Here is a 26,504-nt window from a genome sequence, read left to right on the forward strand (position 1 = left end):
TATCCTTGTAAAAATGGGAAAAACACGTTATAATGGACTTATTAGAAGAGAAAGGAAGTATACTCGTGGCTACATTTAGTATTACTCGTGATATCACACTCACAAAAGAAGATTTTGAAAAAATTCAAGCCTCTAAATCAACTGATTTGTTGCTTGATATTATCAAAAAGAATACAGATAAACAAGAACAACCTTCCTTACTAGGTCTAGAGAAGCTGGTAAGATAAAGTATGAAATTATATGCCTTACCACTAGGGGATGTCATCAAATTCATACGACAAACCGTTATTACTAGAAATCCTGAATATACTAATGAACGGAGAATACGTCAAAAAGTCCGTGAGAACTTCTCTAAGATTGTTTCTGAGCAAGTGTCGTTTGGTAAAAATGAGGATATGTTAGAGTATCTTAAAAATGACGCAATTACAACAGAGCTGACACATAAATCGAGAAATTTTATTATTATTGATCAAGAGATATCAGAAGAGAGATTTGAGATTTTAGGTTTTTTTACACTAACATTAAAAATTGTTAATGTTCAAGAATTAGATAATGATAGCAAAAAATCTTTTGTTTTAAGTGGGAAAAACGCTAGAAACTTAAATTATATACCAGGACTTTTGATTGCTCAATTTGGAAGAAATTTACACTTTAATAAAATTACTGGTCACCAAGTTATGGAATTAGTTGTTGACAAAATTCAATTAGCCCAGAGCATTTTAGGGGGTAAAATGGTTTATTTGGATAGTGTCAATGAAGATAAAGTGATTAATTTTTATAAATCGTTTGGTTTTGTTGAATACGGTGAGATTATTAGGGATAATAAGCACCCTGATGTATACTATCAACCAATGGCTCTTGATATGACAAAAGTGATTGTTGAGTAGATATAGGAGTTCCAAGGCACTTGCTTTGGAATTTTTTATTTGGCTTAATACTCTTCGAAAATCAAATTCAAACCACGTCAGCGTCGCCTTACCGTAGGTATGGTTACTGACTTCGTCAGTTCTATCCACAACCTCAAAACTGTGTTTTGAGCAACCTGCGGCTAGCTTCCTAGTTTGCTCTTTGATTTTCATTGAGTATAAGTGACCGTTTAGGAACAGATTTAGTCTTTCTAGGGACAGTAGAAATCTGAGGAGAAATAAGGGATATAATAGAGTCAGAAAAAATCAATCTCCAAAAAGGAGAAAAGAAAGGATTTTTATAGAGTTATATCAATACGGTATTACTCAAAATACAATTCGTAGATATTGGTAATATTGTCTAATCTTTCACAATATTATTGACTTTGATTATGAAAAGTATTAGAATATAGCTAAATAAAGAGGGGAAACCCTCCTATAGCTATTCAATAAAGGAGGAAATGGCTATGAAAAAATCTAAACTACTCACTCTTGGTCTGCTTGTAGGTGCTGGTCTGCTTTTGTCTATCAACCAAGCACAGGCTGCAGATACTTGGGTTAAAAATGGTGCTGACTGGAATCTTTCACAAGATGGCAGTCTAGCTAAGGATAAATGGGTACAAAATGCTGGCTCATGGTATCACTTCGACAGCACTGGTAAAATGCAGACAGGCTGGCTCAAAGACGGCAATACTTGGTATTCTCTAGCAGATAGTGGTGCTATGCGCACAGGCTGGTACAAGGAAGGAAACACATGGTACTCACTAGCAAATAGTGGTGCTATGCGTACAGGTTGGTACAAAGAAGGATCTACATGGTATTACCTCAAAGACAGTGGCGCTATGGCAACAGGATGGGCGACTCCAAATGGTAAATGGTCTTACTTTGAAAAATCAGGTGCTATGGTCGCAGATAGAGCTGTCCCAGCCAGTGATGGGGAAAGTTATGTTATTGGTAAGAATGGCTATCTAGCAAATAGAAAAGATGCTGGATACAGTATTCATGATATTGTCAAACTTGGAGATGGGCAAGAATATTTGCTAAATGCTAAAGGTGACGATGTTATTATTGAAAAAAATGCTTGGTATATCAGACCAGAGTTCAAGAAGTTTTCTAATAAATATGGAGATGAGGTTGCAAATACTACCTTAGCTTTAGTGGATAATAAAGAAGAAGGACAAGAAATTGATCCTAAGGCAGTTGTACAGAACTTCCAAAACTTACCAAATCGCTACTACTTTGATGAAAATGGACATCGTGTGGTTAATATCCCAGCAATGACAACCTATTCAGAGATTAAAAAAGTTGGCAATGATGTCTATTTAGAAAATCCAGGTGCACGACTTCGTCTTGGAGCTACCCACTTTACAATCAATAACAATAAACTATACTATTTAGAAAATGAGCAAGGTAAGCTCAAAACAGGTTACTTTGTATTAATTGATGATGGTATGGCTACAACCCACTATCACTTCCTAGCCTATGCGGATCAATCTGGTGAAATTCTTAAGATGAAACGCTTGCCATCAGGAGTTTCAGATTATCTGGATAAAGAAATCGATGGTTTATACGGTGAAAAAATTAAGATTGAATCTCCACACTCAAACGAATATTATAAAGTGGTTGTGGTTAAATAAAAATAACATCTTCACAACTAATCGTTAACGCTCTAACCAATATACCATTTTCAGGAGGCTTTAGATTTCTTGTATTTTAAAAGGAAACTAAAGCCTTTTGTAGATGGAGCAGGGGATAGAGTTATCTATAAAATAATGAAAAGGAGTCTGTCATGGAAATGAAAAATACATTTGTAGAATTGGAACAATTTGAAGAGTTAACTCCAGAGGTTTTGGAGGAAGTGAATGGTGGAGGGATTTTTGAAGATACTGTAAAATGGTGCAATAAATTATTTGGTACGGGTAGACACGTTGCTTAAATTCACAGTATTAGTTAGAGATTAGATTTATTTATGCTTATTTTAGAATTCTTATTTTCTGTGATATATCTACTGTTGGTAGTCGTTTCAACCATAGTGCCTACTATTTATTTGGGTGCTCAAATTTCCCCAGAATTTTATAAAAAACGTTATTGGATACTTATATTTTTAATTAGTTTATCTGCTCGTCAAACATTTGGAGAATTATTTCATATAGGAGTTCTTATCTACTTTTACTGTATTTTTTTATTAGTATTGCACAAGGGAAAAGGGGAATCTCTTTTTCTTTCTCTGTATCTTTTTCTCTTCTTTCAAAGTATTCGTTATTTATTTTTGACAATTTGGATTCGTGTATTATCTGGTGAGCATTGTTGTTTCGTAGATTCGTTTTCTACTTTATATATATCTATATTTGATTTATTATCAATCTTTCTATGTTGTAAAATTATGAAGCGTTGGTCTTTGGATTTGGATTTATTCTTTTCAGATACTTTTAAAACCCACTATCGTAAGAGCTTTTTCATTATCCTACCTCTGACTGGATTTAGGATATTCTCTTCGTTCATGACCAATAGAAATAGTTCTTTTTACGTTCGCTTTGACACGACCATTTCTCTCCTGATTTTCATTCTCTTTTTCTCCTGGCTCTTTTATATCAGACACTTAGAGCAGGTTTATCGTGATGAGCAGACCATTCAGAGACAGGAAGAAGAAAATCGTTCCTTGCAAGGGATGGTGGATAAGTTGGGTCATCTCTATGATGAGGTTCGAGGTTTCCGTCATGATTTTGCAGGGATTGTCGCTAGCATGGAGCCTGCCATAGCGAATCAAGATATGGCTGAGGTGTCTACCATTTATCAAGATGTCTTTCTGAAGACCAATGAAAAGCTGAGAAAGGCGGACTACACGGCCTTTAATCTTCACAATATCCATGACATAGCCATTCGTAATACCTTGGCAAAAGCCATGATTGTGGCAGATAATCAGGGAATTCATTTTAGTTTGGAGACGGTGGGGGTTGTCGAAGAGCTGGCTTTGCCTATGTTGGAGGCTATCCGTATCCTCTCTATCCTCACGACAAATGCCTTAGAGGCAGCCAGTGAGGCGGAAAATCCGCAGATTAGGGTTGCTTTGTTGGCAAGTGATAGGAGTGTCCGTTTTATCATTGAAAACACTCGTAAGAAGGAAGAACTAAATCCCAGCATTCTCAGTCAAAAGGGATACTCTACCAAGGGAAACCACAGTGGACTGGGTTTAGCGACCTTGGAGGATATGGTTTTTCATTATGATTTAAACTTAGATACCCAGCTAGGAGAGACGACTTTTAGACAAGATTTAGAATTGCCATTTAAGGATGAGAAACGAGGGGGAGAGGAATGAGAATTTTAGTTTTGGAAGACGATAGAGTCCAGCAAGGACGGATAGAGCAGACTTTACTAGATATCGGTCGCTCTCGCAATTTGAGATTGGAAATTGATATTGCTAAAAACTATGGAGATGTTGAAAAGTATTCTCAGTATTTTGACCATTACCAGCTCTATTTATTGGATTTAGAGATTGATGGAGAGCGTGAACGGGGCTTTCAGGTTGCTCAACAGGTTCGGGAGCGGGATCCTTTTACAAGCATTGTCTTTGTGTCCACACACTCGGAGGCCTTGCCTCTAGCTTTTCGCTACCACTTGTCTGCCTTGGATTTTATTTCCAAGGATCAGCCAGAGGCGGACTACTGTCATCAGATGGAGCGCTGTCTGGACTATGTACTGGCAGTAGATAAGAGGGAAAATATGCGTCTCTTCACCTATAGTTTTGAGGGAAGACGGGGCTTCACTCTGCCCTACCATGAGATTTTAGCCTTTGAAACCTCAGTGGAATCCCATCGTATCAAGGTCTATTATGCCAATCATTCTATCAAGACCATTTATGGCAGTCTCAAGGATATCGCTGCCAAGGCTGAAAAAGATTACTTTGTCTATGCTAATCGCAATACTTTAGTCAGTTTACAAGCCATTGAAGAGATGACTGCCACAGAAGTGACCTTGTTAGAAGGCTTGCATTTCCCCGTATCACGAACAGCCAGAAGAACCCTTAAAAAACATCTCAATGTCTAATATTTGTTAGACTTGGATGAGTTTATCAATAAGAATGTCGGAAAATTTTCTGATATTCTTATTTTTTTTGGCTTTTTTTTCGAATAGATAAGTAAGAGGAAAAGGAAAGGAGCCTAGTTCATGTTTATATCAATGTTCTACCCATGGTTCACTGAGTTATTTTTTAAATAAATTTAATTTAGTTGTATATTTTCGAAATTTTTTTCGAATAGATAAGTAAGAGGAAAAAGAAAGGAGTCTAATTCATGTATCTACCAATTTTCTATTCATGGTATATTAAATTATTTTTTAAATAAAATTTAATTTAGTTGTTTATTTTCGAATTGTTTTTCGAATAGATAAGTAAGAGGAAAAGGAAAGGAGTTTGCTTTATGTATCTACCAATTTTCTATTCATGGTACATTAAATTATTTTTTAAATAAAATTTAATTTAGTTGTTCATTTTCGAAATTTTTTTCGAATAGATAAGTAAGAGGGAAAAGAAAGGAGCCTGGTTTATGTATCTACCAATTTTTTATCCGTGGTTTACTAAATTATTTTTCAAATAAATTTAATTTAGTTGTACATTTTTGAAATTTTTTTCGAATAGATAAGTAAGAGGAAACAGAAAGGAGTCTGGCTTATGTATCTACCGATTTTCTATTCATGGTACATTAAATTATTTTTGAAATAAAATTTAATTTAGTTGTACATTTTCGAATTATTTTTCGAATAAATAAGTGAGACGAAAAGGAAGGAGACTACGCGATGTATTTACCAATCTTATTGCCATGGTTTATCAAATGGTATTTAAAATAAATGAAATTTACCTGTTCATTTTAAATCACTTTTCAAATAGATAAGTGAGACGAAAAGGAATTCAGTAATTTATCTATTCTGGTTTTTAAAATGGTTTAAGATCCAGAAATCGTAAACTAAAAAATAGAAATAAAGGAGAAAAAAGATGACAAATTTTGACAAAATGGAACAGAACTTTGTAGCTCTTACAGAAGAAGAGTTGATGAATGTAGATGGGGGGATTGCACCACTAGTAGTTGCGTTTGGAGTAGCTGCGTTTAAAGGTTTTTCTGTAACAGGAGGGGCTATTATACTAGGAGCAGGTCTTTATCAAGTTGGAAAAAATCTAAAATAAAACTTTGGGTAAGTTTTATGAATAGAATGTTAAAAAAAATATATGTAGGATTTGCTTTAACAGCTTACAGCATATTATTAATTTATTCTCTACTTAATTTAGAAAAGGTATCGTTGGAGAGCTGTATTTTGTTAGTAGCATTGACATACTATATTAATAAAAAAGAAATATTTAAATTAAAAGTAAATAAGAACAAGGAGAACTTAAAATGAATATTTTAGTAAATGATCATCAGTTTACAGCAATGACAGAAAAAGAACTAGCAACAGTTGATGGAGGAGTACTTCCTGCAGCGGTAGTAGCAGTTCCAGTAGGAATCAAGGTTGCAGGGTATGTTGTCGGTGGTTTATCCGCTGTAGGGCTAGCTGCATGGGGTTACTTCAGATAAGATAAAACACTGTGGAGAAATCAATGAATTTTTCAAACGAATTTGCGGCTATTATTATATCAGCTTCAGGGATGGTAGGTTTATTAGTGGGAGTTACTATTGGATTGGCTAGTATTATTTAAAGAGGGGTATAACATGCAAAATTTGAATCAATTTGAAATCGTAGAGCAAAGTAAATAAGTTGAAGTAGGTTTATTGATTGTTATCGAAGGATTATTACTTCCTGCTGGTGGAGCAGCTTTAGGGTATTATGCGAATAGACCATAATCTGATTGTTGTCAGAGAGGCATTTCTATGTTTTTTAAAAAATTCGTTAAATCAGTATTGAAAGTTTTGCCTGAAATCATGGTATTACTTAGTTCAATGTCTTATATCATCATCAGATTAGTAGCTGACATAAATAAAGTATCTTGACCTACTTGGTTTGATAATTTTAATATACCCACGATTGCATTATTTATGATGGTCTTCATTCTTTTATACAGAAGTAAAGAAAAAAAGAATAGATAAATTTGAAGCAGTAGACGCTCTATAGGGAATAGGTGTCTTATAGTAACGAATCAAAAAAAGGAGTAACTATGAATCGTAATTTAGAACGGTGTTATCTATTCTGACTGTGAATAGATTATACCAGAGGTGGCTTAGAAATAGCAGGGACATTAGTAATTGAAGTAATAAATAGGATGTCGTAAATGTTACTATCAATGATTTATTTGTTCCAAGCTTGCCTAGGGTGTCAGTAAAAAATCATTTTCCTTTCAATAGCATATTTTTAGTAGGTAGGACGTTGCTTCTGCCTATTTTTTTATCCAAAAAGTGCAGTTGGGAGGGAGATAGGCGCATTTGGGAAGGAAGTCCAGTTTTTGTTTGGGGATTGGGGTAAGATAGTTATTATCAGATGAGTTTATACTCTTCGAAAATCAAATTCAAACCACGTCAACGTCGCCTTGCCGTATATATGTGACTGACTTCGTCAGTCCTATCTACAACCTCAAAACAGTGTTTTGAGCAGCCTGCGGCTAGTTTCCTAGTTTGCTCTTTGATTTTCATTGAGTATTAGGAAAAGGAGATGAATATGAAATTTGGGAAACGTCACTATCGTCCGCAGGTGGATCAGATGGACTGCGGTGTAGCTTCATTAGCTATGATTTTTGGCTACTATGGTAGTTACTATTCTTTGGCTCACTTGCGAGAATTGGCCAAGACGACTATGGATGGGACGACGGCCTTGGGCTTGGTCAAGGTGGCAGAGGAGATTGGTTTTGAGACGCGAGCAATTAAGGCGGATATGACGCTTTTTGACTTGCCAGATTTGACTTTTCCTTTTGTTGCCCATGTGCTTAAGGAAGGAAAATTGCTCCACTACTATGTGGTGACTGGGCAGGACAAGGATAGCATTCATATTGCCGATCCAGATCCTGGGGTGAAATTGACCAAACTGCCACGTGAGCGTTTTGCGGAAGAATGGACAGGAGTGACTCTTTTTATGGCACCTAGTCCAGACTACAAGCCTCATAAGGATCAAAAGAATGGTTTGCTCTCTTTTATCCCTATATTAGTGAAGCAGCGTGGCTTGATTGCCAATATCGTTTTGGCAACACTCTTGGTAACCTTGATTAACATTGTGGGTTCTTATTATCTGCAGTCTATCATTGATACCTATGTGCCAGATCAGATGCGTTCGACACTGGGGATTATTTCTATTGGGCTGGTGATTGTTTATATTCTTCAGCAGATCTTGTCTTACGCTCAGGAGTATCTCTTACTTGTTTTGGGGCAACGCTTGTCGATTGATGTGATTTTGTCCTATATCAAGCATGTTTTTCACCTGCCTATGTCCTTTTTTGCGACACGCAGGACAGGGGAAATCGTGTCTCGTTTTACAGATGCTAACAGTATCATTGATGCGCTGGCTTCGACCATTCTTTCGATTTTCCTAGATGTGTCAACGGTTGTCATTATTTCTCTTGTTTTATTTTCACAAAATACCAATCTCTTTTTCATGACTTTATTGGCACTTCCTATCTATACAGTGATTATCTTTGCTTTTATGAAGCCGTTTGAAAAGATGAACCGGGACACCATGGAAGCCAATGCGGTTCTATCCTCTTCTATCATTGAGGACATCAACGGTATTGAGACTATCAAGTCCTTGACCAGTGAAAGTCAGCGTTACCAAAAGATTGACAAGGAATTTGTGGATTATCTGAAAAAATCCTTTACCTATAGTCGAGCAGAGAGTCAGCAAAAGGCTCTGAAAAAAGTTGCCCATCTCTTGCTCAATGTCGGCATTCTCTGGATGGGGGCTGTTCTGGTCATGGATGGCAAGATGAGTTTGGGGCAGTTGATTACCTATAATACCTTGCTGGTTTACTTTACCAATCCTTTGGAGAATATCATCAACCTGCAAACTAAGCTTCAGACAGCGCAGGTTGCCAATAACCGTCTGAATGAGGTTTATCTGGTAGCTTCTGAGTTTGAGGAGAAGAAAACAGTTGAGGATCTGAGCTTGATGAAGGGAGAGATGACTTTCAAGCAGGTTTCCTACAAGTATGGCTATGGTCGAGATGTCTTGTCAGATATCAATTTGACCATTCCCAAAGGCTCTAAGGTGGCTTTTGTGGGAATTTCAGGGTCAGGTAAGACGACCTTGGCCAAGATGATGGTTAATTTTTACGACCCAAGTCAGGGAGAGATTAGTCTGGGTGGTGTCAATCTCAATCAGATTGATAAAAAGGCCTTGCGCCAGTATATCAACTATCTGCCTCAACAGCCCTATGTCTTTAACGGAACGATTTTGGAGAATCTTCTCCTTGGAGCCAAGGAAGGGACGACACAGGAAGATATCTTACGGGCGGTCGAATTGGCAGAGATTCGGGAGGACATTGAGCGCATGCCACTGAATTACCAGACAGAATTGACTTCGGACGGGGCAGGAATTTCAGGTGGTCAACGGCAGAGAATCGCTCTGGCGCGTGCTCTCTTGACAGATGCCCCTGTCTTGATTTTGGACGAGGCGACCAGCAGTTTGGATATTTTGACTGAGAAGAGAATTGTAGATAATCTCATGGCTTTGGACAAGACCTTGATTTTCATTGCCCACCGTTTGACCATTGCTGAGCGGACAGAGAAGGTTGTTGTCTTGGATCAGGGCAAGATTGTTGAAGAAGGAAAGCATGCTGATTTGCTTGCACGGGGTGGCTTTTACGCCCATTTGGTGAATAGCTAGAAAGAGGAGAGGATGAAACCAGAATTTTTAGAAAGTGCGGAGTTTTATAATCGTCGTTACCATAATTTTTCCAGTCGAGTGATTGTACCCATGTCCCTTCTGCTCGTGTTTTTGCTTGGCTTTGCAACATTTGCAGAGAAGGAGATGAGTTTGTCAACTAGAGCTACTGTCGAGCCTAGTCGTATTCTTGCAAGTATCCAGTCAACTAGCAACAATCGTATTCTTGTCAATCATTTGGAAGAAAATAAGCTGGTTAAGCAGGGGGATCTTTTAGTTCAATACCAGGAAGGGGCAGAGGGTATCCAAGCGGAGGCCTATGCTAGTCAGTTGGACATGCTCAAGGATCAAAAAAAGCAATTGGAGTATTTGCAAAAAAGTCTGCAAGAAGGGGAGAACCACTTTCCAGAGGAGGATAAGTTTGGCTACCAAGCCACCTTTCGTGACTACCTCAGTCAAGCAGGCAGTCTTAGGGCTAGTACATCGCAACAAAATGAGACCATCGCGTCCCAGAATGCAGCAGCTAGTCAAACCCAAGCTGAAATCGGGAATCTCATCAGCCAAACAGAGGCTAAAATTCGCGATTACCAGACAGCTAAGTCAGCTATGGAAACAGGTGCTTCCTTGACCAGTCAGAATCTAGCCTACTCTCTCTACCAGTCCTACCAGTCTCAGGGCGAGGAAAATTCGCAATCTAAGGCCCAGGCTATTGCGCAGGTTGAAGCACAGCTTTCTCAGTTAGAATCCAGTCTTGCTACTTACCGTGTCCAATATGCAGGTTCGGGTGCCCAGCAAGCCTATGCGTCTGGTTTAAGCAGTCAATTGGAGTCTCTCAAATCCCAACACTTGGCAAAGGTTGGTCAGGAATTGACCCTTCTAGCCCAGAAAATCTTGGAGGCAGAGTCAGGTAAGAAGGTTCAGGGAAATCTTTTAGACAAGGGGAAAATTACGGCGAGTGAGGATGGGGTGATTCACCTTAATCCTGAGACCAGTGATTCTACCATGGTAGCAGAGGGGACTCTACTAGCCCAACTCTATCCGTCTTTGGAAAAAGAAGGGAAAGCCAAACTCACAGCTTATCTAAGTTCAAAAGATGTAGCAAGGATCAAGGTCGGTGATTCTGTTCGTTATACGACGACTCATGATGCCAAGAATCAACTTTTCCTAGATTCTACTATTACAAGTATTGATGCGACAGCTACCAAGACTGAAAAAGGGAATTTCTTTAAAATCGAGGCGGAGACTAATCTAACTTCTGAGCAGGCTGAAAAACTTCGGTACGGGGTGGAAGGTCGTCTACAGATGATTACAGGTAAGAAAAGTTACCTGCGTTATTATTTGGATCAATTTTTGAACAAAGAGTAATGTTCGTGTTTTTATAGTTAAATGATTTTAAAACTGTGAGAAATCTTTTTCTTGCAGTTTTTTCTTTATGATTTTTGAGACCACCACGTTGTTTATTCGGTTAAAATTCTTGTAATTTTAGGTTTTTTATGGTAGAATGTGCTCAAGTAATACGAAAGGCGAACTTTAAAATGTCAAAACAATTGATCTATTCGGGAAAAGCTAAAGATATCTATACAACTGAGGATGAAAATCTTATTATTTCAACTTACAAGGACCAGGCGACTGCTTTCAATGGTGTTAAGAAGGAGCAGATTGCAGGTAAGGGAGTCTTGAATAATCAGATTTCATCTTTTATTTTTGAGAAATTAAATGCGTCTGGTGTGGCGACTCACTTTGTGGAGAAACTTTCAGATACGGAACAACTCAATAAAAAGGTTAAGATTATTCCTTTGGAAGTCGTGCTTCGCAACTACACGGCTGGTTCCTTTTCAAAACGTTTTGGTGTGGATGAGGGAATCGCATTTGAGACTCCGATTGTTGAATTTTACTATAAAAATGATGATTTGGATGATCCATTCATCAATGATGAGCATGTGAAATTCCTACAGATTGCGAATGACCAGCAGATTGCCTACTTGAAGGAGGAAACCCGTCGTATCAATGAACTTTTGAAGGGCTGGTTTGCTGAGATTGGGCTTAAGTTGATTGACTTTAAACTAGAGTTCGGTTTTGACAAGGATGGCAAGATTATCTTAGCAGATGAATTTTCACCAGATAACTGCCGTTTGTGGGATGCGGATGGCAACCACATGGATAAGGATGTTTTCCGTAGAGGATTGGGAGAACTAACCGACGTTTATGAGATTGTTTGGGAAAAGTTACAGGGGTTGAAATAATCTGTTTGCAACGGAAAACCTTCGTCTCTCAACTAAAAGGACTCAGGCTGAAAAGGTTCCCCAGACCTTTTCACTCCGTAGAGGATTGGGAGAACTAACCGACGTTTACGAGATTGTTTGGGAAAAGTTGCAGGGGTTGAAATAACAACCTCAAGGTCGTTGGAACATTGCAAGAGCTGAAATAAAGGAATAAGAATTGATGGATAAACGTATTTTTGTTGAAAAAAAGGCTGATTTTCAGGTCAAATCAGAAAGTTTAGTTAGAGAACTTCAGCATAACTTGGGACTTTCAAGCTTGAAAAGTATTCGTATTGTGCAAGTGTATGATGTCTTTGATTTGGCAGAGGGTTTGTTTGCACCTGCAGAGAAACACATCTTCTCTGAGCAGGTGACAGACCATGTCTTGGACGAAGCGGCTGTGCAGGCGGATCTTGCCAACTATGCTTTCTTTGCCATTGAAAGCCTACCAGGGCAGTTTGACCAGCGCGCAGCATCTTCACAGGAAGCCTTGCTTTTACTAGGAAGTTCGAGTGATGTAACAGTCAATACCGCTCAACTTTACTTAGTCAATAAAGATATTGATGTGACTGAGTTGGAAGCAGTCAAGAACTACTTGCTCAACCCAGTTGATTCTCGTTTCAAGGATATCACGACAGGGATTGCCAAGCAGGAATTTTCTGAGTCAGACAAGACCATTCCTAAATTGACTTTCTTTGAAAGCTATAGGGCAGAAGACTTTGCCCGCTACAAGGCCGAGCAAGGGATGGCTATGGAAGTGGATGATTTGCTCTTTATCCAGGACTACTTTAAGTCAATCGGGCGTGTACCAACTGAGACTGAACTCAAGGTTTTGGACACTTACTGGTCTGATCATTGCCGTCACACGACTTTTGAGACAGAGTTGAAACAGATTGATTTCTCCGCATCGAAATTCCAAAAGCAATTGCAGTCAACCTATGAAAAATATATTGCCATGCGTGATGAGTTGGGGCGTTCTGAAAAGCCACAAACCTTGATGGACATGGCCACTATTTTTGGTCGTTATGAGCGTGCTAATGGACGTTTGGATGATATGGAAGTGTCAGACGAAATCAATGCTTGCTCAGTCGAAATTGAAGTGGACGTTGATGGTGTGAAAGAACCATGGCTCCTCATGTTTAAAAACGAAACCCACAATCACCCAACTGAGATTGAGCCATTTGGTGGGGCGGCTACTTGTATCGGTGGAGCCATTCGTGACCCATTGTCAGGTCGCTCATATGTCTACCAAGCTATGCGTATCTCAGGTGCCGGTGATATTACCGCACCGATTTCGGAAACGCGTGCTGGGAAATTACCACAACAGGTCATTTCTAAGACAGCGGCTCATGGTTATTCTTCATACGGTAACCAAATTGGGCTTGCAACAACCTACGTTCGTGAATACTTCCACCCAGGCTTTGTAGCTAAACGCATGGAGCTTGGTGCAGTTGTCGGTGCTGCTCCAAAGGGCAATGTTGTCCGTGAAAAACCGGAAGCGGGTGATGTCATTATCCTCCTTGGAGGTAAGACTGGACGTGATGGTGTCGGTGGTGCGACAGGTTCTTCCAAGGTTCAAACAGTTGAGTCTGTAGAGACTGCTGGAGCTGAGGTTCAAAAAGGGAATGCTATCGAAGAACGCAAGATTCAGCGCCTTTTCCGTAATGGCGATGTCACTCGTCTTATCAAGAAGTCCAATGACTTTGGAGCAGGTGGTGTCTGTGTAGCCATCGGTGAATTGGCAGACGGTCTTGAAATTGATCTAGACAAGGTGCCTCTTAAATATCAGGGCTTGAATGGTACCGAAATTGCCATCTCTGAATCTCAAGAACGGATGGCTGTGGTGGTTCGTCCTGAGGATGTAGATGCCTTCGTTTCAGAATGTAACAAAGAGAATATTGATGCTGTTGTGGTTGCGACAGTAACTGAAAAACCAAATCTAGTCATGCACTGGAATGGTGAAATCATTGTCGACTTGGAACGTCGTTTCCTTGACACCAATGGTGTGCGTGTGGTCGTTGATGCAAAGGTGGTGGACAAGGATGTCAAACTCCCAGAAGAGCGTACAACAAGCGCTGACACACTTGAAGCAGATACCCTTACGGTTCTATCTGACCTCAACCATGCCAGTCAAAAAGGATTACAGACTATCTTTGACTGCTCTGTTGGACGCTCTACGGTTAATCACCCACTTGGTGGTCGTTACCAACTCACACCAACTGAGGCATCTGTGCAGAAATTGCCAGTTCAACACGGTGTGACTCATACTGCGTCAGTCATGGCTCAAGGTTTCAACCCTTATGTAGCAGAATGGTCTCCATACCACGGTGCTGCTTATGCGGTTATTGAAGCGACTGCTCGTTTGGTGGCTGCTGGTGCCAACTGGTCTAAGGCTCGTTTCTCTTACCAAGAGTATTTCGAACGCATGGACAAACAAGCTGAGCGTTTTGGTCAGCCAGTAGCAGCTCTCCTAGGCTCTATCGAAGCTCAGATTCAGCTTGGTTTGCCATCTATCGGTGGGAAGGACTCTATGTCTGGTACCTTTGAAGAATTAACTGTGCCACCAACTTTGGTAGCCTTTGGGGTGACGACGGCAGATAGCCGTAAGGTGCTTTCGCCAGAGTTCAAGAATGCTGGTGAAAACATCTACTACATCCCAGGTCAAGCTCTTGCTGCAGAGATTGATTTTGACTTGATTAAGTCTAACTTTGCTCAGTTTGAAGCCCTTCAAAAGGCTCACAAAGTAACAGCAGCTTCAGCTGTTAAATACGGTGGTGTGCTTGAAAGTTTGGCCCTTGCTACCTTTGGAAATCATATCGGTGCAGAAGTAACCTTGCCTGAACTTGAAACGGCTTTGACAGCTCAATTGGGCGGATTTGTCTTCACATCTCCTGAAGAAATTGCTGGAGTAGAGAAAATCGGTCAAACGAAAGCAGACTTTACACTCCTTGTCAACGGTGTGAAGCTAGATGGACAGAAACTTGACAGTGCCTTCCAAGGCAAACTGGAGGAAGTTTACCCAACAGAATTTGCTCAAGCGAAAGAACTGGCTGAAGTACCAGCTGTGGTATCAGATGTTGTGATTAAAGCCAGAGAAAAGGTTGAAAAACCTGTGGTTTACATCCCAGTATTCCCAGGAACCAACTCAGAATATGACTCAGCAAAGGCCTTTGAGAAAGAAGGTGCAGAAGTTAACTTGGTGCCATTTGTGACCTTGAATGAAGAAGCTATTGTCAAGTCAGTCGAAACTATGGTTGACAACATCAGTAAAGCTAACATTCTCTTTTTTGCCGGTGGATTCTCAGCTGCGGACGAGCCAGATGGTTCAGCCAAGTTTATTGTCAATATTCTGCTTAATGAAAAAGTGCGTGTAGCTATTGATAGCTTTATCGCTCGTGGTGGCTTGATTATCGGTATCTGTAATGGATTCCAGGCCCTCGTCAAATCAGGTCTTCTTCCATACGGGAACTTTGAAGATGCAAGCAGTACGAGCCCAACCCTCTTCTACAATGATGCCAACCAACACGTGGCCAAGATGGTAGAAACTCGCATTGCCAATACTAACTCACCATGGCTTGCTGGGGTGCAAGTGGGCGATATCCATGCCATTCCTGTTTCGCACGGTGAAGGGAAGTTTGTCGTGACGGCTGAGGAATTTGCGGAGCTCCGTGACAATGGTCAAATCTTTAGCCAATATGTTGACTTTAACGGCAAACCAAGTATGGACTCTAAGTACAATCCGAATGGTTCTGTCCATGCCATCGAAGGAATTACCAGCAAGAACGGCCAAATCATTGGTAAGATGGGCCACTCAGAACGTTATGAAGACGGTCTTTTCCAAAACATCCCAGGAAATAAAGACCAGCACCTGTTCGCGTCAGCGGTTAAATACTTTACTGGAAAATAAGACTTGCAGATTTTCTAATAGATAGTATCAGTAATGTAAAAGTCATGTAGATTTAGCTCTTGGTGCTACACAAATAAAAATTAGGTATATAAAATGACATACGAAGTAAAATCTCTTAATGAAGAATGTGGTGTTTTCGGTATCTGGGGACATCCAGATGCTGCTAAATTGACCTATTTTGGTCTCCATAGTCTTCAGCACCGTGGTCAGGAGGGGGCAGGAATTCTCTCCAATGACCAAGGGAAACTAAAGCGGCATCGCGATATGGGTCTTCTATCAGAAGTCTTCAGAAATCCTGCTAACTTAGATAAATTGACAGGAACTGGTGCGATTGGGCATGTGCGTTATGCGACTGCTGGCGAAGCTTCTGTAGATAACATCCAGCCTTTCCTCTTCCGTTTTCACGATATGCAGTTTGGCTTGGCTCATAATGGGAATCTGACCAATGCGGCCTCTCTCAAGAAAGAATTGGAAGATAGAGGCGCGATTTTCAGTGCTACTTCGGACTCGGAAATCTTAGCTCACCTCATTCGTCGCAGTCATAATCCTAGCCTGATGGGTAAAATTAAGGAGGCGCTCAGCCTTGTCAAAGGTGGTTTTGCCTATATCTTGCTGTTTGAGGATAAGTTGATTGCGGCTCTTGACCCCAATGGTTTCCGTCCACTTTCTATCGGGAAAATGGCCAACGGAGCAGTAGTCGTTTCCTCTGAAACCTGTGCTTTTGAGGTCATTGGTGCTGAATGGATTCGTGATTTGAAGCCAGGTGAGATTGTGATCATTGATGACAAGGGCATTCAGTATGACAGCTATACAGATGATACTCAGTTAGCAATCTGTTCTATGGAGTATATCTATTTTGCCCGCCCTGATTCTAATATCCATGGTGTCAATGTCCATACGGCACGTAAACGTATGGGTGCCCAATTGGCGCGTGAATTCAAGCATGAAGCAGATATTGTGGTCGGTGTGCCCAATTCTTCCCTCAGCGCGGCTATGGGATTTGCGGAAGAGTCCGGGCTCCCAAATGAAATGGGCCTCATTAAGAACCAATACACCCAACGTACCTTTATTCAACCGACTCAAGAATTGCGGGAGCAAGGAGTGCGGATGAAACTCTCTGCTGTTTCTGGTGTTGTAAAAGGCAAGCGTGTGGTTATGATTGATGACTCTATTGTACGTGGAACAACCTCTCGTCGTATCGTTCAGCTCTTGAAAGAAGCGGGTGCGACTGAGGTTCACGTTGCCATTGGTAGTCCAGCGCTAGCTTATCCATGCTTCTATGGAATTGATATCCAGACCCGTCAGGAGCTAATTGCGGCCAATCATACGGTTGAAGAAACTCGCCAAATCATTGGTGCGGACAGTCTGACCTATCTGTCTGTTGAAGGTTTGATTGAGTCAATTGGGATTGAAACGGATGCGCCAAATGGTGGTCTCTGTGTTGCTTACTTTGACGGTGATTACCCAACACCTCTATATGACTACGAAGAAGACTATCGTAGAAGTTTGGAAGAAAAGACCAGTTTTTACAAATAGGCGGATAAAGATTCTCCATTAAAGGAAAGGAAGAGGAGACAAAATGACAAATAAAAATGCTTATGCTCCACGTCTCACTACTGACTAAAAGCTAAAGCATTTGTCAGTAGACGCTTTCTCCTATAGGACCAAAGCTAGAGACCTGACTAGTATTTTTAGATAAAATAATTGTTTACCTAAAAATACGTCGCAGTCTTTCCCAAAAAAAGAAAAGGAAAAATAAAATGGCAAATAAAAATGCGTACGCTCAATCTGGTGTGGATGTTGAAGCGGGTTATGAAGTTGTTGAACGAATCAAAAAGCACGTGGCTCGTACGGAGCGTGCAGGTGTCATGGGAGCTCTGGGTGGCTTTGGTGGTATGTTTGACCTTTCAAAGACTGGGGTTAAAGAACCTGTCTTGATTTCAGGAACTGACGGTGTCGGAACCAAACTCATGCTGGCTATCAAGTACGACAAGCACGATACCATCGGTCAGGACTGTGTGGCCATGTGTGTCAATGATATCATTGCTGCAGGTGCGGAGCCCCTCTATTTCCTTGACTACGTAGCGACAGGGAAGAATGAACCAGCTAAGCTAGAACAAGTTGTCGCTGGTGTGGCAGAAGGTTGTGTGCAGGCAGGCGCTGCCCTCATTGGTGGGGAAACGGCTGAAATGCCTGGCATGTACGGCGAAGATGACTATGATTTGGCTGGTTTTGCGGTCGGTGTGGCTGAAAAATCTCAAATCATTGACGGTTCAAAAGTGGCAGAGGGAGATGTTCTTCTCGGACTTGCTTCAAGTGGGATTCATTCCAATGGTTACTCTCTCGTCCGTCGTGTCTTTGCGGATTACACAGGTGAGGAAATCTTGCCAGAATTGGAAGGCAAGAAACTCAAGGAAGTTCTTCTTGAGCCGACTCGTATCTATGTCAAGGCTGTCTTACCACTCATCAAGGAAGGGTTGGTCAACGGCATTGCCCACATCACTGGTGGTGGCTTTATTGAGAATGTCCCTCGTATGTTTGCAGCTGACTTGGCTGCTGAGATTGAAGAAGACAAGGTTCCAGTGCTTCCAATTTTCAAAGCCCTTGAAAAATACGGTCAGATCAAACATGAAGAAATGTTTGAAATCTTCAATATGGGTGTGGGACTTGTGCTAGCAGTTAGCCCTGAAAATGTAAGTCGTGTCAAGGAATTGTTGGATGAACCAGTATATGAAATTGGTCGCATTGTCAAAAAAGAAAACGAAAGTGTCATCATCAAATGAAAAAAATAGCGGTTTTTGCCTCTGGTAATGGCTCAAATTTTCAGGTGATTGCCGAAGAATTTCCAGTGGAATTTGTCTTTTCAGACCATCATGAAGCCTATGTGCTCGAACGTGCAGACAAACTCGGCGTTCTGTCCTATGCTTTTGAACTCAAGGAGTTTGAGAGCAAGGCAGACTACGAAGCAGCACTTGTTGAGCTATTAGAAGAGCACCAGATTGACTTGGTTTGTCTAGCAGGCTACATGAAAATTGTTGGGCCTACCTTACTGGCAACTTATGAAGGCAGGATTATCAACATTCATCCAGCCTATTTGCCAGAATTTCCAGGAGCTCATGGGATTGAGGACGCTTGGAATGCTGGCGTGGATCAGTCTGGTGTGACCATTCACTGGGTAGATTCTGGTGTGGATACTGGTAAGATCATCAAACAAGTCCGTGTGCCACGGTTAGCTGATGATACCATAGCCAGCTTTGAAGAACGTATTCATGAAGCGGAGTATCAGCTCTATCCAGAGGTGCTGGATAGTTTGGGAGTGGAAAGGATAAATAAGAGAATTTTATGAATAAAGTAGTTGATGATTTGTTGAAAAATATAAAAGAATTTGAAGCATCCTTTAATGAATATGAAAAACAATTTTATCCTGAAATACGGAAAGAGAGACAAAGGTTGATGATATACTTTATCTTATGGATACTGTTTATCATAGGAGCTGCAATTGTATTCCAATTTTTCCCTAAATTTGTTTGTTTGAGGAATATTCTTATTTTTCTTACCATAATTTTTACAGTATTAGTTTTATTTTATACTATAAAATTTGATGAAGTTTCAGTTGGGGTGCCTAGTAAATTTACCAAATTATGTGATAAAGTCAAGTATAGATTGAAATATCTTTACGGAGATAATGCTAAAGAAGTCGCTGATATGTTGGTTAATGATTTAAGCGAGAAAAGAAATAGTCAGCTACAAAAATATGAAAATATAGTTAAAGCTATAGGTACTATTGGGAAAGTTTTGGTAACAGCAACTATTACTCTGGCTTTAAATAGATTATTCGTTGAAGATAAAACAAACATTTCTGGAGAAACGTTTGGAAATATAATTATTATTGTAGCTATAATGGTAATTTTAATCAAACTTATAGATAGTGGGATTAAAAAAATTATTAAATATCCTGTATTTGGAAAGGCTTCAAAAGAAGTGTATTTAACAGATATTTTATACGAAGTGAAGTATATGATATTAGAAAAGGAAGATAACTAACATGACTAAACGCGCCTTAATCAGCGTCTCAGATAAAGCGGGCATTGTTGAATTTGCCCAAGAACTCAAAAAACTTGGTTGGGATATTATCTCGACAGGTGGGACAAAGGTTGCCCTTGACAATGCTGGGGTGGAGACTATTGCGATCGATGATGTGACGGGCTTCCCAGAGATGATGGATGGCCGTGTTAAGACCCTTCATCCAAATATCCACGGTGGGCTCCTCGCCCGTCGTGATTTGGATAGCCACTTGGAAGCGGCCAAGGAGAACCAAATTGAGCTTATCGACCTTGTAGTGGTCAACCTTTATCCTTTCAAGGAAACGATCCTCAAACCAGACGTGAGGTACGCTGATGCGGTTGAGAACATCGATATCGGTGGGCCATCTATGCTTCGCTCGGCAGCGAAGAATCATGCCAGCGTGACGGTTGTGGTAGACCCTGCTGACTATACAGTGGTTTTGGACGAGTTGTCAGCCAATGGTGAAACGACTTACGAAACGCGTCAACGTTTGGCAGCCAAGGTTTTCCGTCACACAGCGGCTTATGATGCCTTGATTGCAGAGTATTTCACAGTTCAAGTGGGGGAAAGCAAACCTGAAAAGTTGACTTTGACCTATGACCTCAAACAAGCTATGCGTTACGGTGAAAACCCTCAACAAGATGCAGACTTTTACCAGAAAGCTTTGCCGACAGATTATTCTATTGCATCAGCGAAACAGCTTAACGGTAAGGAACTGTCATTCAATAATATCCGTGACGCTGATGCGGCCATTCGTATTATCCGTGACTTCAAAGACCGTCCAACCGTTGTTGCTCTCAAACACATGAACCCATGTGGAATCGGTCAGGCTGATGACATCGAGACTGCTTGGGACTACGCTTATGAGTCTGACCCAGTGTCTATCTTTGGTGGAATTGTCGTTCTCAACCGTGAGGTGGATGCTGCGACAGCTGAAAAGATGCATGGTGTATTCCTTGAAATCATCATCGCACCAAGCTATACGGATGAAGCGCTAGCTATTTTGACTAATAAAAAGAAAAACTTGCGTATCCTTGCCTTGCCATTTGACGCACAAGATGCCAGTGAAGCAGAAGCAGAATACACAGGTGTTGTGGGTGGACTTCTTGTGCAAAATCAAGACGTGGTCAAAGAAAGCCCAGCTGACTGGCAAGTGGTGACCAAACGCCAGCCAACTGAGACAGAAGCGACTGCTCTTGAGTTTGCTTGGAAAGCTATCAAGTACGTCAAATCAAACGGTATCATCGTGACCAATGACCACATGACACTTGGCGTTGGCCCAGGTCAAACCAACCGTGTGGCTTCTGTTCGTATTGCGATTGAACAAGCTAAAGATCGTCTTGATGGTGCTGTTCTTGCATCGGATGCCTTCTTCCCATTTGCGGATAACGTGGAGGAAATCGCCAAAGCAGGTATCAAGGCTATCATCCAGCCAGGTGGGTCCGTCCGTGATCAGGAATCCATCGAAGCTGCTGACAAATATGGTCTGACCATGGTCTTCACAGGCGTGAGACATTTTAGACATTAAGAAGGTAAAGGGAAGAAAACAGTTTCTTTCCTTTTTTAGCTTAAAATACTAAGTGAAACAAGATTAAAGCGAACGTTTGTGATATAATATTAGTAAATAATTCGCAAAAGAGGTTGAGGAATGAAGCTGTTAGTTGTCGGTTCGGGTGGTCGTGAACATGCGATTGCTAAGAAGTTGCTTGAGTCAAAAGACGTTGAAAAAGTATTTGTAGCTCCTGGGAATGATGGGATGACTCTTGATAGTTTGGAATTGGTAAATATCTCTATTTCCGAACATTTTAAATTGATTGAGTTTGCAAAAGCCAACGATATTGCTTGGACCTTTATAGGGCCAGATGACGCCCTTGCAGCTGGTATCGTGGATAATTTTAACCAAGCTGGTCTCAAAGCCTTTGGTCCGACAAGATTGGCGGCAGAGTTGGAGTGGTCCAAGGATTTTGCTAAGGAAATCATGGTCAAATATGGCGTTCCGACAGCAACCTATGGCACATTCTCAGACTTTGAGGAAGCAAAAGCCTATATCGAAAAGCAGGGTGCGCCTATCGTAGTTAAGGCAGATGGCTTGGCGCTTGGGAAGGGTGTCGTCGTTGCTGAGACGGTTGAGCAAGCGGTCGAAGCCGCTCATGAGATGCTTTTGGACAATAAATTTGGTGACTCAGGAGCGCGTGTGGTCATCGAGGAATTCCTCGACGGAGAAGAATTCTCTCTCTTTGCCTTTGTCAATGGGGACAAGTTCTACGTTATGCCAACGGCTCAGGATCACAAACGTGCCTATGATGGCGACAAGGGCCCTAACACGGGCGGTATGGGTGCCTATGCGCCAGTTCCACACTTACCACAGCGTGTAGTTGATACAGCGGTTGAGACTATTGTCAAGCCAGTCCTTGAAGGGATGATCAAAGAAGGCCGTCCGTATCTTGGCATCCTCTATGCAGGGCTTATCCTGACAGCAGAAGGTCCTAAAGTCATCGAGTTCAATGCTCGCTTTGGAGATCCTGAAACACAGATTATCTTGCCTCGTTTGACATCTGACTTTGCACAAAATATTACAGATATTCTGGATAGCAAGGAGCCAAACATCACCTGGACGGATAAGGGTGTGACTCTGGGTGTGGTTGTCGCATCAAACGGCTACCCGCTAGACTATGAAAAAGGTGTCAAGTTGCCAGCCAAAACCGATGGCGACATTATCACCTACTATGCAGGAGCTAAGTTTGCGGAAAATAGCAGAGCACTGCTCTCAAATGGCGGACGAGTTTATATGCTCGTCACCACAGCAGAAACCGTCAAAGAAGCTCAAAGTACCATCTATCAAGAACTCGCCCAACAAAAAACAGAAGGCCTCTTTTACCGAACAGATATCGGAAGCAAGGCTATTCGATAAAGAAAAAAGCGACGAAGTCACCAAGTACGATAATGGTCGCCGTGGTGAAAAGACCAGAACAATTTCTGTTCTGGTCTAGGGAAAATTTGAGACCTTAGGCTCAAATTTTAGGAATGAAACCGAAGGTTTGCTTCCGTCCCCACCACCTAAGACCATTATCAAAAAAGAAGAAAAAAGGAAAAATTATGACTAAACCAATTATTTCCATCATCATGGGCTCAAAATCAGACTGGGCAACCATGCAAAAAACAGCAGAAGTCCTAGACAGCTTCGGTGTAGCCTACGAAAAGAAAGTTGTTTCTGCCCACCGTACACCAGACCTCATGTTCCAACATGCCGAAGAAGCTCGTAGTCGTGGCATCAAGGTTATCATCGCAGGTGCTGGAGGCGCAGCCCATTTGCCAGGAATGGTAGCTGCCAAAACAACCCTTCCTGTCATTGGGGTGCCAGTCAAATCTCGTGCCCTTAGTGGCGTGGATTCACTCTATTCCATTGTGCAGATGCCAGGTGGTGTGCCAGTCGCAACTATGGCTATTGGTGAAGCAGGTGCGACTAACGCTGCCCTCTTCGCTCTCCGTCTCCTCTCAGTAGAGGATCGGGCTATCGCGACAGCATTGGCAGATTTTGCAGAAGAGCAAGGAAAAATCGCAGAGGAGTCTACAAATGAGCTCACCTAAAACAATCGGAATTATAGGTGGCGGCCAGCTGGGTCAGATGATGGCCATTTCTGCTATCTACATGGGGCACAAGGTTATCGCGCTGGATCCTGCGGCGGATTGCCCGGCCTCTCGCGTGGCGGAGATCATCGTTGCTCCTTATAATGACGTGGATGCTCTGCGTCAGTTGGCTAAGCGTTGCGATGTCCTCACCTATGAGTTTGAAAATGTCGATGCTGATGGTCTGGATGCTGTCATCAAGGATGGACAACTTCCTCAAGGTACTGACCTGCTCCGTATTTCGCAAAATCGCATCTTTGAAAAGGATTTTTTGTCAAATAAGGCTCAAGTAACAGTGGCACCTTACAAGGTTGTGACTTCAAGCCAAGATTTGGCGGAGATTGACTTGTCCAAAAACTATGTCCTCAAGACTGCGACTGGTGGCTACGATGGACATGGTCAAAAGGTCATTCGCTCAGCAGAAGATTTGGAAGAAGCCTATGAACTAGTAGATTCAGCTGACTGTGTTTTGGAAGAATTTGTCAATTTTGACCTTGAAATTTCTGTCATCTTATCAGGAAATGGCAAGGATGTGACAGTCTTCCCAGTTCAGGAAAATATGCACCGAAACAACATTCTTTCAAAGACTATCGTCCCAGCTCGCATTTCAGAAAGTCTAGCTGATAAAGCCAAAGCCATGGCAGTGCGAATCGCAGAACAGCTGAGTCTCTCTGGAACTCTCTGCGTAGAAATGTTTGCGACAGCTGATGATATCATCGTCAATGAGATTGCTCCACGACCACACAACTCAGGCCACTACTCAATCGAAGCTTGTGACTTTTCTCAGTTTGATACCCATATCTTAGGCGTTCTCGGAGCACCCTTACCAGCCATCAAACTACATGCGCCTGCTGTTATGCTCAATGTTCTCGGGCAACACGTCGAGGCTGCTGAAAAATATGTCACAGAAAATCCAAGCGCCTACCTCCACATGTATGGTAAAATAGAAGCGAAGCACAACCGCAAGATGGGGCATGTGACTTTGTTTAGTGATGAACCAGACAATGTGGTTGAGTTTGGGAAAGGGATTGATTTTTAGGAGGAAAAGTAAATGAGTAATAGTTTGATACTTTTAGATGAGTATTTGTCTAAACAAAATGTTAAAAATGGTTCTGATGCTGATCAATTTGAATTTTTAATGTTATCAGAAATCCTGAAGCATTACGGATTATCGGAAAGTGAAATTAAGTCAGGTATCGTAGATGGTAGTGATGATGGTGGAATAGATGCTTTCTACACTTTTGTAAATGGAATTTTAATTCAAGAAGATCTTCAAAATTTAGTAAAAAACTATGCTAAGATAGAGGTTCATATCTTTACCTCAAAATACAGTGATACATTTATACTGCATCCTCTTGAGAGTATTGATTCTAGCATTTCTGAATTATTTGATTTATCTATTGAACCAAATAACTTAACAAGTAAATTTAATAATAAATTAATAAAACAAAGAGAAATATTCCATCGTGTTTTTAGAAGTTTAATCATGGATTGTAAACTGGACGTGTATTATTATTATTTTAGTAGAGGCGATACTAATGAAGTATTATCTGAGAACCACAATATATTAAAAAAATCTCAAAAGATAAAATCTCAAACAGAAAAATTATTAAGTGTAATTGAAAAATGTGAATTTAAATTTTTGGGTGCAGATGAATTACTCCGTATATGTACAACGAAAGTTAATGACGCTTCAGATCTTACAATAAGTTCATCCTTTCAAGAAGATGAACACTTTGTTACGACGGTAAATATAAAAGATTTTTATGATTTTATAACAGATTCAGAAGGAAAACTAAAACAGTATTTTTTTGACAGAAATGTTAGGAATTTTTTAGGAAATAATAAAACAAACCAAGATATTCTAGAATCATTAAACGATAATAGTCAAGGTATTGACTTCTGGTTATTGAATAATGGAATAACAATTATTGTTTCGGATGTTCGAAATAAGACAAATAAATTACTGATTTTAAAGGATGTACAGATTGTCAATGGTCTTCAGACTTCTTACAATATACATAGATATGTAACTGAAAATGGTTTAGATAATATAAAAAGTGAGCGTAGAAGTGTTATAGTTAAAATCATAAAAACTAATAATGAGAATGTTAAAGAGAAAATAACGAAGTCTACAAATAACCAAACGGCAATATCTTTATATTCATTAATTCATTCAAATGATACTGTACAAAAAGATATTGAGGAGATTTTATCTATCTATCAAATTAAATATAATAGAAAGTCAAATCAACTTGTCGATGAATATGATGATGAAAAAACAGTTACTCCTCTAATATTAGCAAAAGCATATTGTTGTCTTGTTTTAAAGCTTCCGCATAGAGCATATAAATTAGATGAATCAACTTTAGCTGATAATTACTTCAGGTTTTATAATAATGGTATAAGCATAAATTTATGGCCAAGAATAATAAAAATTTATCAAGATGCACAAGATTATTTGAACGATAAGAGTCTAATTCGCTATTCAAGAAAAAATATTGAGATTTTAACTCCAATATTTTCTGTATTGGCATTTGCGCTATATTTAGGTAAATTTGGATTTGGGCATGGGGAAATATCAAATTTTGACTTAGATAATTTATCTAAATTAGATTTTGAATGTATATCTGAGACTTTAGAAGAGTTTTTGAGAGAAAATAGTTACAATATTTGGAATTTGAGAAGTAGATCGACTGTTGATAAATTTTTGATTTATTTTGCAACTAAATATGATGTAAATGGAGTTGGAGCATTTACTCAAAAGAAAGATGTCTTTTTGTTGAATGATATTCCAAATAAAATATTCAAAAAAATTAAGAAAGAGTATAATTCTATCGAACAAACGTATTCGGGAATGAATATAGAGATAGCTAAAAAGGTTAGATGTTCTGCCTATACTGTGTATAAAGCGATTGAAATAATTAGAAATGAAGATAGAAACTAGCA

Annotated in this window: 22 protein-coding genes; all 22 read left to right on the plus strand. The window is 40.3% G+C overall.

Features of this window, described 5'->3' with window-relative positions:
• Positions 1 to 32 precede the first annotated feature (32 nt).
• Positions 33 to 227 (plus strand): hypothetical protein, encoded by a 195-nt coding sequence (locus HMPREF9957_RS12945; protein WP_102211087.1) that lies wholly within the window; start codon positions 33 to 35, stop codon positions 225 to 227.
• Between the two features lie 3 nt (positions 228 to 230).
• Complete coding sequence (locus HMPREF9957_RS03510) at positions 231 to 887, plus strand: hypothetical protein (protein WP_000780633.1); 657 nt, start codon at positions 231 to 233, stop codon at positions 885 to 887.
• Between the two features lie 485 nt (positions 888 to 1,372).
• Entirely contained in the window at positions 1,373 to 2,542 is a 1,170-nt protein-coding gene (locus tag HMPREF9957_RS03515; protein ID WP_000748704.1) for a PspC-like choline-binding domain-containing protein, read from the plus strand.
• A 152-nt stretch (positions 2,543 to 2,694) separates the two neighbouring features.
• Positions 2,695 to 2,841 (plus strand): smi_0057.1 family bacteriocin-like peptide, encoded by a 147-nt coding sequence (locus HMPREF9957_RS03520; protein WP_000425304.1) that lies wholly within the window; start codon positions 2,695 to 2,697, stop codon positions 2,839 to 2,841.
• A gap of 564 nt (positions 2,842 to 3,405) precedes the next feature.
• Positions 3,406 to 4,221 (plus strand): GHKL domain-containing protein, encoded by an 816-nt coding sequence (locus tag HMPREF9957_RS13445; RefSeq protein ID WP_000184942.1) that lies wholly within the window; start codon positions 3,406 to 3,408, stop codon positions 4,219 to 4,221.
• On the plus strand, positions 4,218 to 4,949 hold the full coding sequence (locus tag HMPREF9957_RS03530; RefSeq protein WP_001221867.1) for a response regulator transcription factor: 732 nt from the start codon (positions 4,218 to 4,220) through the stop codon (positions 4,947 to 4,949). Before HMPREF9957_RS13445 ends, HMPREF9957_RS03530 begins: the two co-directional genes overlap by 4 nt.
• Positions 4,950 to 5,892: 943 nt before the next feature.
• Positions 5,893 to 6,081, plus strand: a complete 189-nt coding sequence (locus HMPREF9957_RS03535) for a class IIb bacteriocin, lactobin A/cerein 7B family (protein WP_000180826.1) — start codon at positions 5,893 to 5,895, stop codon at positions 6,079 to 6,081.
• Between the two features lie 208 nt (positions 6,082 to 6,289).
• Positions 6,290 to 6,469: a Blp family class II bacteriocin gene (locus tag HMPREF9957_RS03540; protein ID WP_001024119.1), complete on the plus strand. Its 180-nt coding sequence runs from the start codon at positions 6,290 to 6,292 to the stop codon at positions 6,467 to 6,469.
• A gap of 1,075 nt (positions 6,470 to 7,544) precedes the next feature.
• A complete protein-coding gene (comA, locus tag HMPREF9957_RS03550) occupies positions 7,545 to 9,698 on the plus strand; it encodes a peptide cleavage/export ABC transporter ComA (protein WP_000668274.1) in 2,154 nt (717 codons plus the stop codon).
• 12 nt (positions 9,699 to 9,710) lie between these two features.
• Complete coding sequence (comB, locus tag HMPREF9957_RS03555) at positions 9,711 to 11,060, plus strand: competence pheromone export protein ComB (protein WP_000801599.1); 1,350 nt, start codon at positions 9,711 to 9,713, stop codon at positions 11,058 to 11,060.
• 170 nt (positions 11,061 to 11,230) lie between these two features.
• Entirely contained in the window at positions 11,231 to 11,938 is a 708-nt protein-coding gene (gene purC / locus HMPREF9957_RS03560; protein ID WP_000043307.1) for a phosphoribosylaminoimidazolesuccinocarboxamide synthase, read from the plus strand.
• Between the two features lies 1 nt (position 11,939).
• Positions 11,940 to 12,083 (plus strand): phosphoribosylaminoimidazolesuccinocarboxamide synthase, encoded by a 144-nt coding sequence (locus tag HMPREF9957_RS13730; protein ID WP_078228447.1) that lies wholly within the window; start codon positions 11,940 to 11,942, stop codon positions 12,081 to 12,083.
• Between the two features lie 54 nt (positions 12,084 to 12,137).
• The gene (locus HMPREF9957_RS03565) at positions 12,138 to 15,863 is read left to right on the plus strand and encodes a phosphoribosylformylglycinamidine synthase (protein ID WP_000361200.1); all 3,726 of its coding nucleotides are present in this window, start codon (positions 12,138 to 12,140) and stop codon (positions 15,861 to 15,863) included.
• Positions 15,864 to 15,956: 93 nt separating this feature from the next.
• Positions 15,957 to 17,399, plus strand: a complete 1,443-nt coding sequence (gene purF / locus HMPREF9957_RS03570; protein WP_000220613.1) for an amidophosphoribosyltransferase — start codon at positions 15,957 to 15,959, stop codon at positions 17,397 to 17,399.
• Positions 17,400 to 17,623: 224 nt separating this feature from the next.
• Positions 17,624 to 18,646: a phosphoribosylformylglycinamidine cyclo-ligase gene (gene purM, locus HMPREF9957_RS03575; RefSeq protein WP_001284584.1), complete on the plus strand. Its 1,023-nt coding sequence runs from the start codon at positions 17,624 to 17,626 to the stop codon at positions 18,644 to 18,646.
• Positions 18,643 to 19,209: a phosphoribosylglycinamide formyltransferase gene (purN, locus tag HMPREF9957_RS03580; RefSeq protein ID WP_000717475.1), complete on the plus strand. Its 567-nt coding sequence runs from the start codon at positions 18,643 to 18,645 to the stop codon at positions 19,207 to 19,209. The genes purM and purN overlap by 4 nt, the downstream gene beginning before the upstream one ends.
• On the plus strand, positions 19,206 to 19,907 hold the full coding sequence (locus HMPREF9957_RS03585) for a hypothetical protein (protein WP_001045459.1): 702 nt from the start codon (positions 19,206 to 19,208) through the stop codon (positions 19,905 to 19,907). The genes purN and HMPREF9957_RS03585 overlap by 4 nt, the downstream gene beginning before the upstream one ends.
• Position 19,908: 1 nt before the next feature.
• A complete protein-coding gene (purH, locus tag HMPREF9957_RS03590) occupies positions 19,909 to 21,456 on the plus strand; it encodes a bifunctional phosphoribosylaminoimidazolecarboxamide formyltransferase/IMP cyclohydrolase (protein ID WP_000166539.1) in 1,548 nt (515 codons plus the stop codon).
• 120 nt (positions 21,457 to 21,576) lie between these two features.
• Complete coding sequence (gene purD / locus HMPREF9957_RS03595) at positions 21,577 to 22,839, plus strand: phosphoribosylamine--glycine ligase (protein WP_000772231.1); 1,263 nt, start codon at positions 21,577 to 21,579, stop codon at positions 22,837 to 22,839.
• A gap of 185 nt (positions 22,840 to 23,024) precedes the next feature.
• Positions 23,025 to 23,516 (plus strand): 5-(carboxyamino)imidazole ribonucleotide mutase, encoded by a 492-nt coding sequence (gene purE, locus HMPREF9957_RS03600; RefSeq protein WP_000165492.1) that lies wholly within the window; start codon positions 23,025 to 23,027, stop codon positions 23,514 to 23,516.
• Complete coding sequence (gene purK, locus HMPREF9957_RS03605; RefSeq protein WP_000097975.1) at positions 23,503 to 24,594, plus strand: 5-(carboxyamino)imidazole ribonucleotide synthase; 1,092 nt, start codon at positions 23,503 to 23,505, stop codon at positions 24,592 to 24,594. Before purE ends, purK begins: the two co-directional genes overlap by 14 nt.
• Before the next feature lie 12 nt (positions 24,595 to 24,606).
• A complete protein-coding gene (locus tag HMPREF9957_RS03610) occupies positions 24,607 to 26,502 on the plus strand; it encodes an AIPR family protein (RefSeq protein WP_000071658.1) in 1,896 nt (631 codons plus the stop codon).
• Positions 26,503 to 26,504: the final 2 nt, after the last annotated feature.

Origin of the sequence: Streptococcus mitis SK1080, assembly GCF_000220085.1 — a bacterium.
Taxonomy (GTDB): domain Bacteria; phylum Bacillota; class Bacilli; order Lactobacillales; family Streptococcaceae; genus Streptococcus; species Streptococcus mitis_K.

Coding starts and splice junctions, on each gene's coding strand:
- HMPREF9957_RS12945 (WP_102211087.1), top strand. CDS start 33: ATGGACTTATTAGAAGAGAAAGGAAGTATACTCGTGGCTACATTTAGT.
- HMPREF9957_RS03510 (WP_000780633.1), top strand. CDS start 231: ATGAAATTATATGCCTTACCACTAGGGGATGTCATCAAATTCATACGA.
- HMPREF9957_RS03515 (WP_000748704.1), top strand. CDS start 1,373: ATGAAAAAATCTAAACTACTCACTCTTGGTCTGCTTGTAGGTGCTGGT.
- HMPREF9957_RS03520 (WP_000425304.1), top strand. CDS start 2,695: ATGGAAATGAAAAATACATTTGTAGAATTGGAACAATTTGAAGAGTTA.
- HMPREF9957_RS13445 (WP_000184942.1), top strand. CDS start 3,406: ATGACCAATAGAAATAGTTCTTTTTACGTTCGCTTTGACACGACCATT.
- HMPREF9957_RS03530 (WP_001221867.1), top strand. CDS start 4,218: ATGAGAATTTTAGTTTTGGAAGACGATAGAGTCCAGCAAGGACGGATA.
- HMPREF9957_RS03535 (WP_000180826.1), top strand. CDS start 5,893: ATGACAAATTTTGACAAAATGGAACAGAACTTTGTAGCTCTTACAGAA.
- HMPREF9957_RS03540 (WP_001024119.1), top strand. CDS start 6,290: ATGAATATTTTAGTAAATGATCATCAGTTTACAGCAATGACAGAAAAA.
- comA (WP_000668274.1), top strand. CDS start 7,545: ATGAAATTTGGGAAACGTCACTATCGTCCGCAGGTGGATCAGATGGAC.
- comB (WP_000801599.1), top strand. CDS start 9,711: ATGAAACCAGAATTTTTAGAAAGTGCGGAGTTTTATAATCGTCGTTAC.
- purC (WP_000043307.1), top strand. CDS start 11,231: ATGTCAAAACAATTGATCTATTCGGGAAAAGCTAAAGATATCTATACA.
- HMPREF9957_RS03565 (WP_000361200.1), top strand. CDS start 12,138: ATGGATAAACGTATTTTTGTTGAAAAAAAGGCTGATTTTCAGGTCAAA.
- purF (WP_000220613.1), top strand. CDS start 15,957: ATGACATACGAAGTAAAATCTCTTAATGAAGAATGTGGTGTTTTCGGT.
- purM (WP_001284584.1), top strand. CDS start 17,624: ATGGCAAATAAAAATGCGTACGCTCAATCTGGTGTGGATGTTGAAGCG.
- purN (WP_000717475.1), top strand. CDS start 18,643: ATGAAAAAAATAGCGGTTTTTGCCTCTGGTAATGGCTCAAATTTTCAG.
- HMPREF9957_RS03585 (WP_001045459.1), top strand. CDS start 19,206: ATGAATAAAGTAGTTGATGATTTGTTGAAAAATATAAAAGAATTTGAA.
- purH (WP_000166539.1), top strand. CDS start 19,909: ATGACTAAACGCGCCTTAATCAGCGTCTCAGATAAAGCGGGCATTGTT.
- purD (WP_000772231.1), top strand. CDS start 21,577: ATGAAGCTGTTAGTTGTCGGTTCGGGTGGTCGTGAACATGCGATTGCT.
- purE (WP_000165492.1), top strand. CDS start 23,025: ATGACTAAACCAATTATTTCCATCATCATGGGCTCAAAATCAGACTGG.
- purK (WP_000097975.1), top strand. CDS start 23,503: ATGAGCTCACCTAAAACAATCGGAATTATAGGTGGCGGCCAGCTGGGT.
- HMPREF9957_RS03610 (WP_000071658.1), top strand. CDS start 24,607: ATGAGTAATAGTTTGATACTTTTAGATGAGTATTTGTCTAAACAAAAT.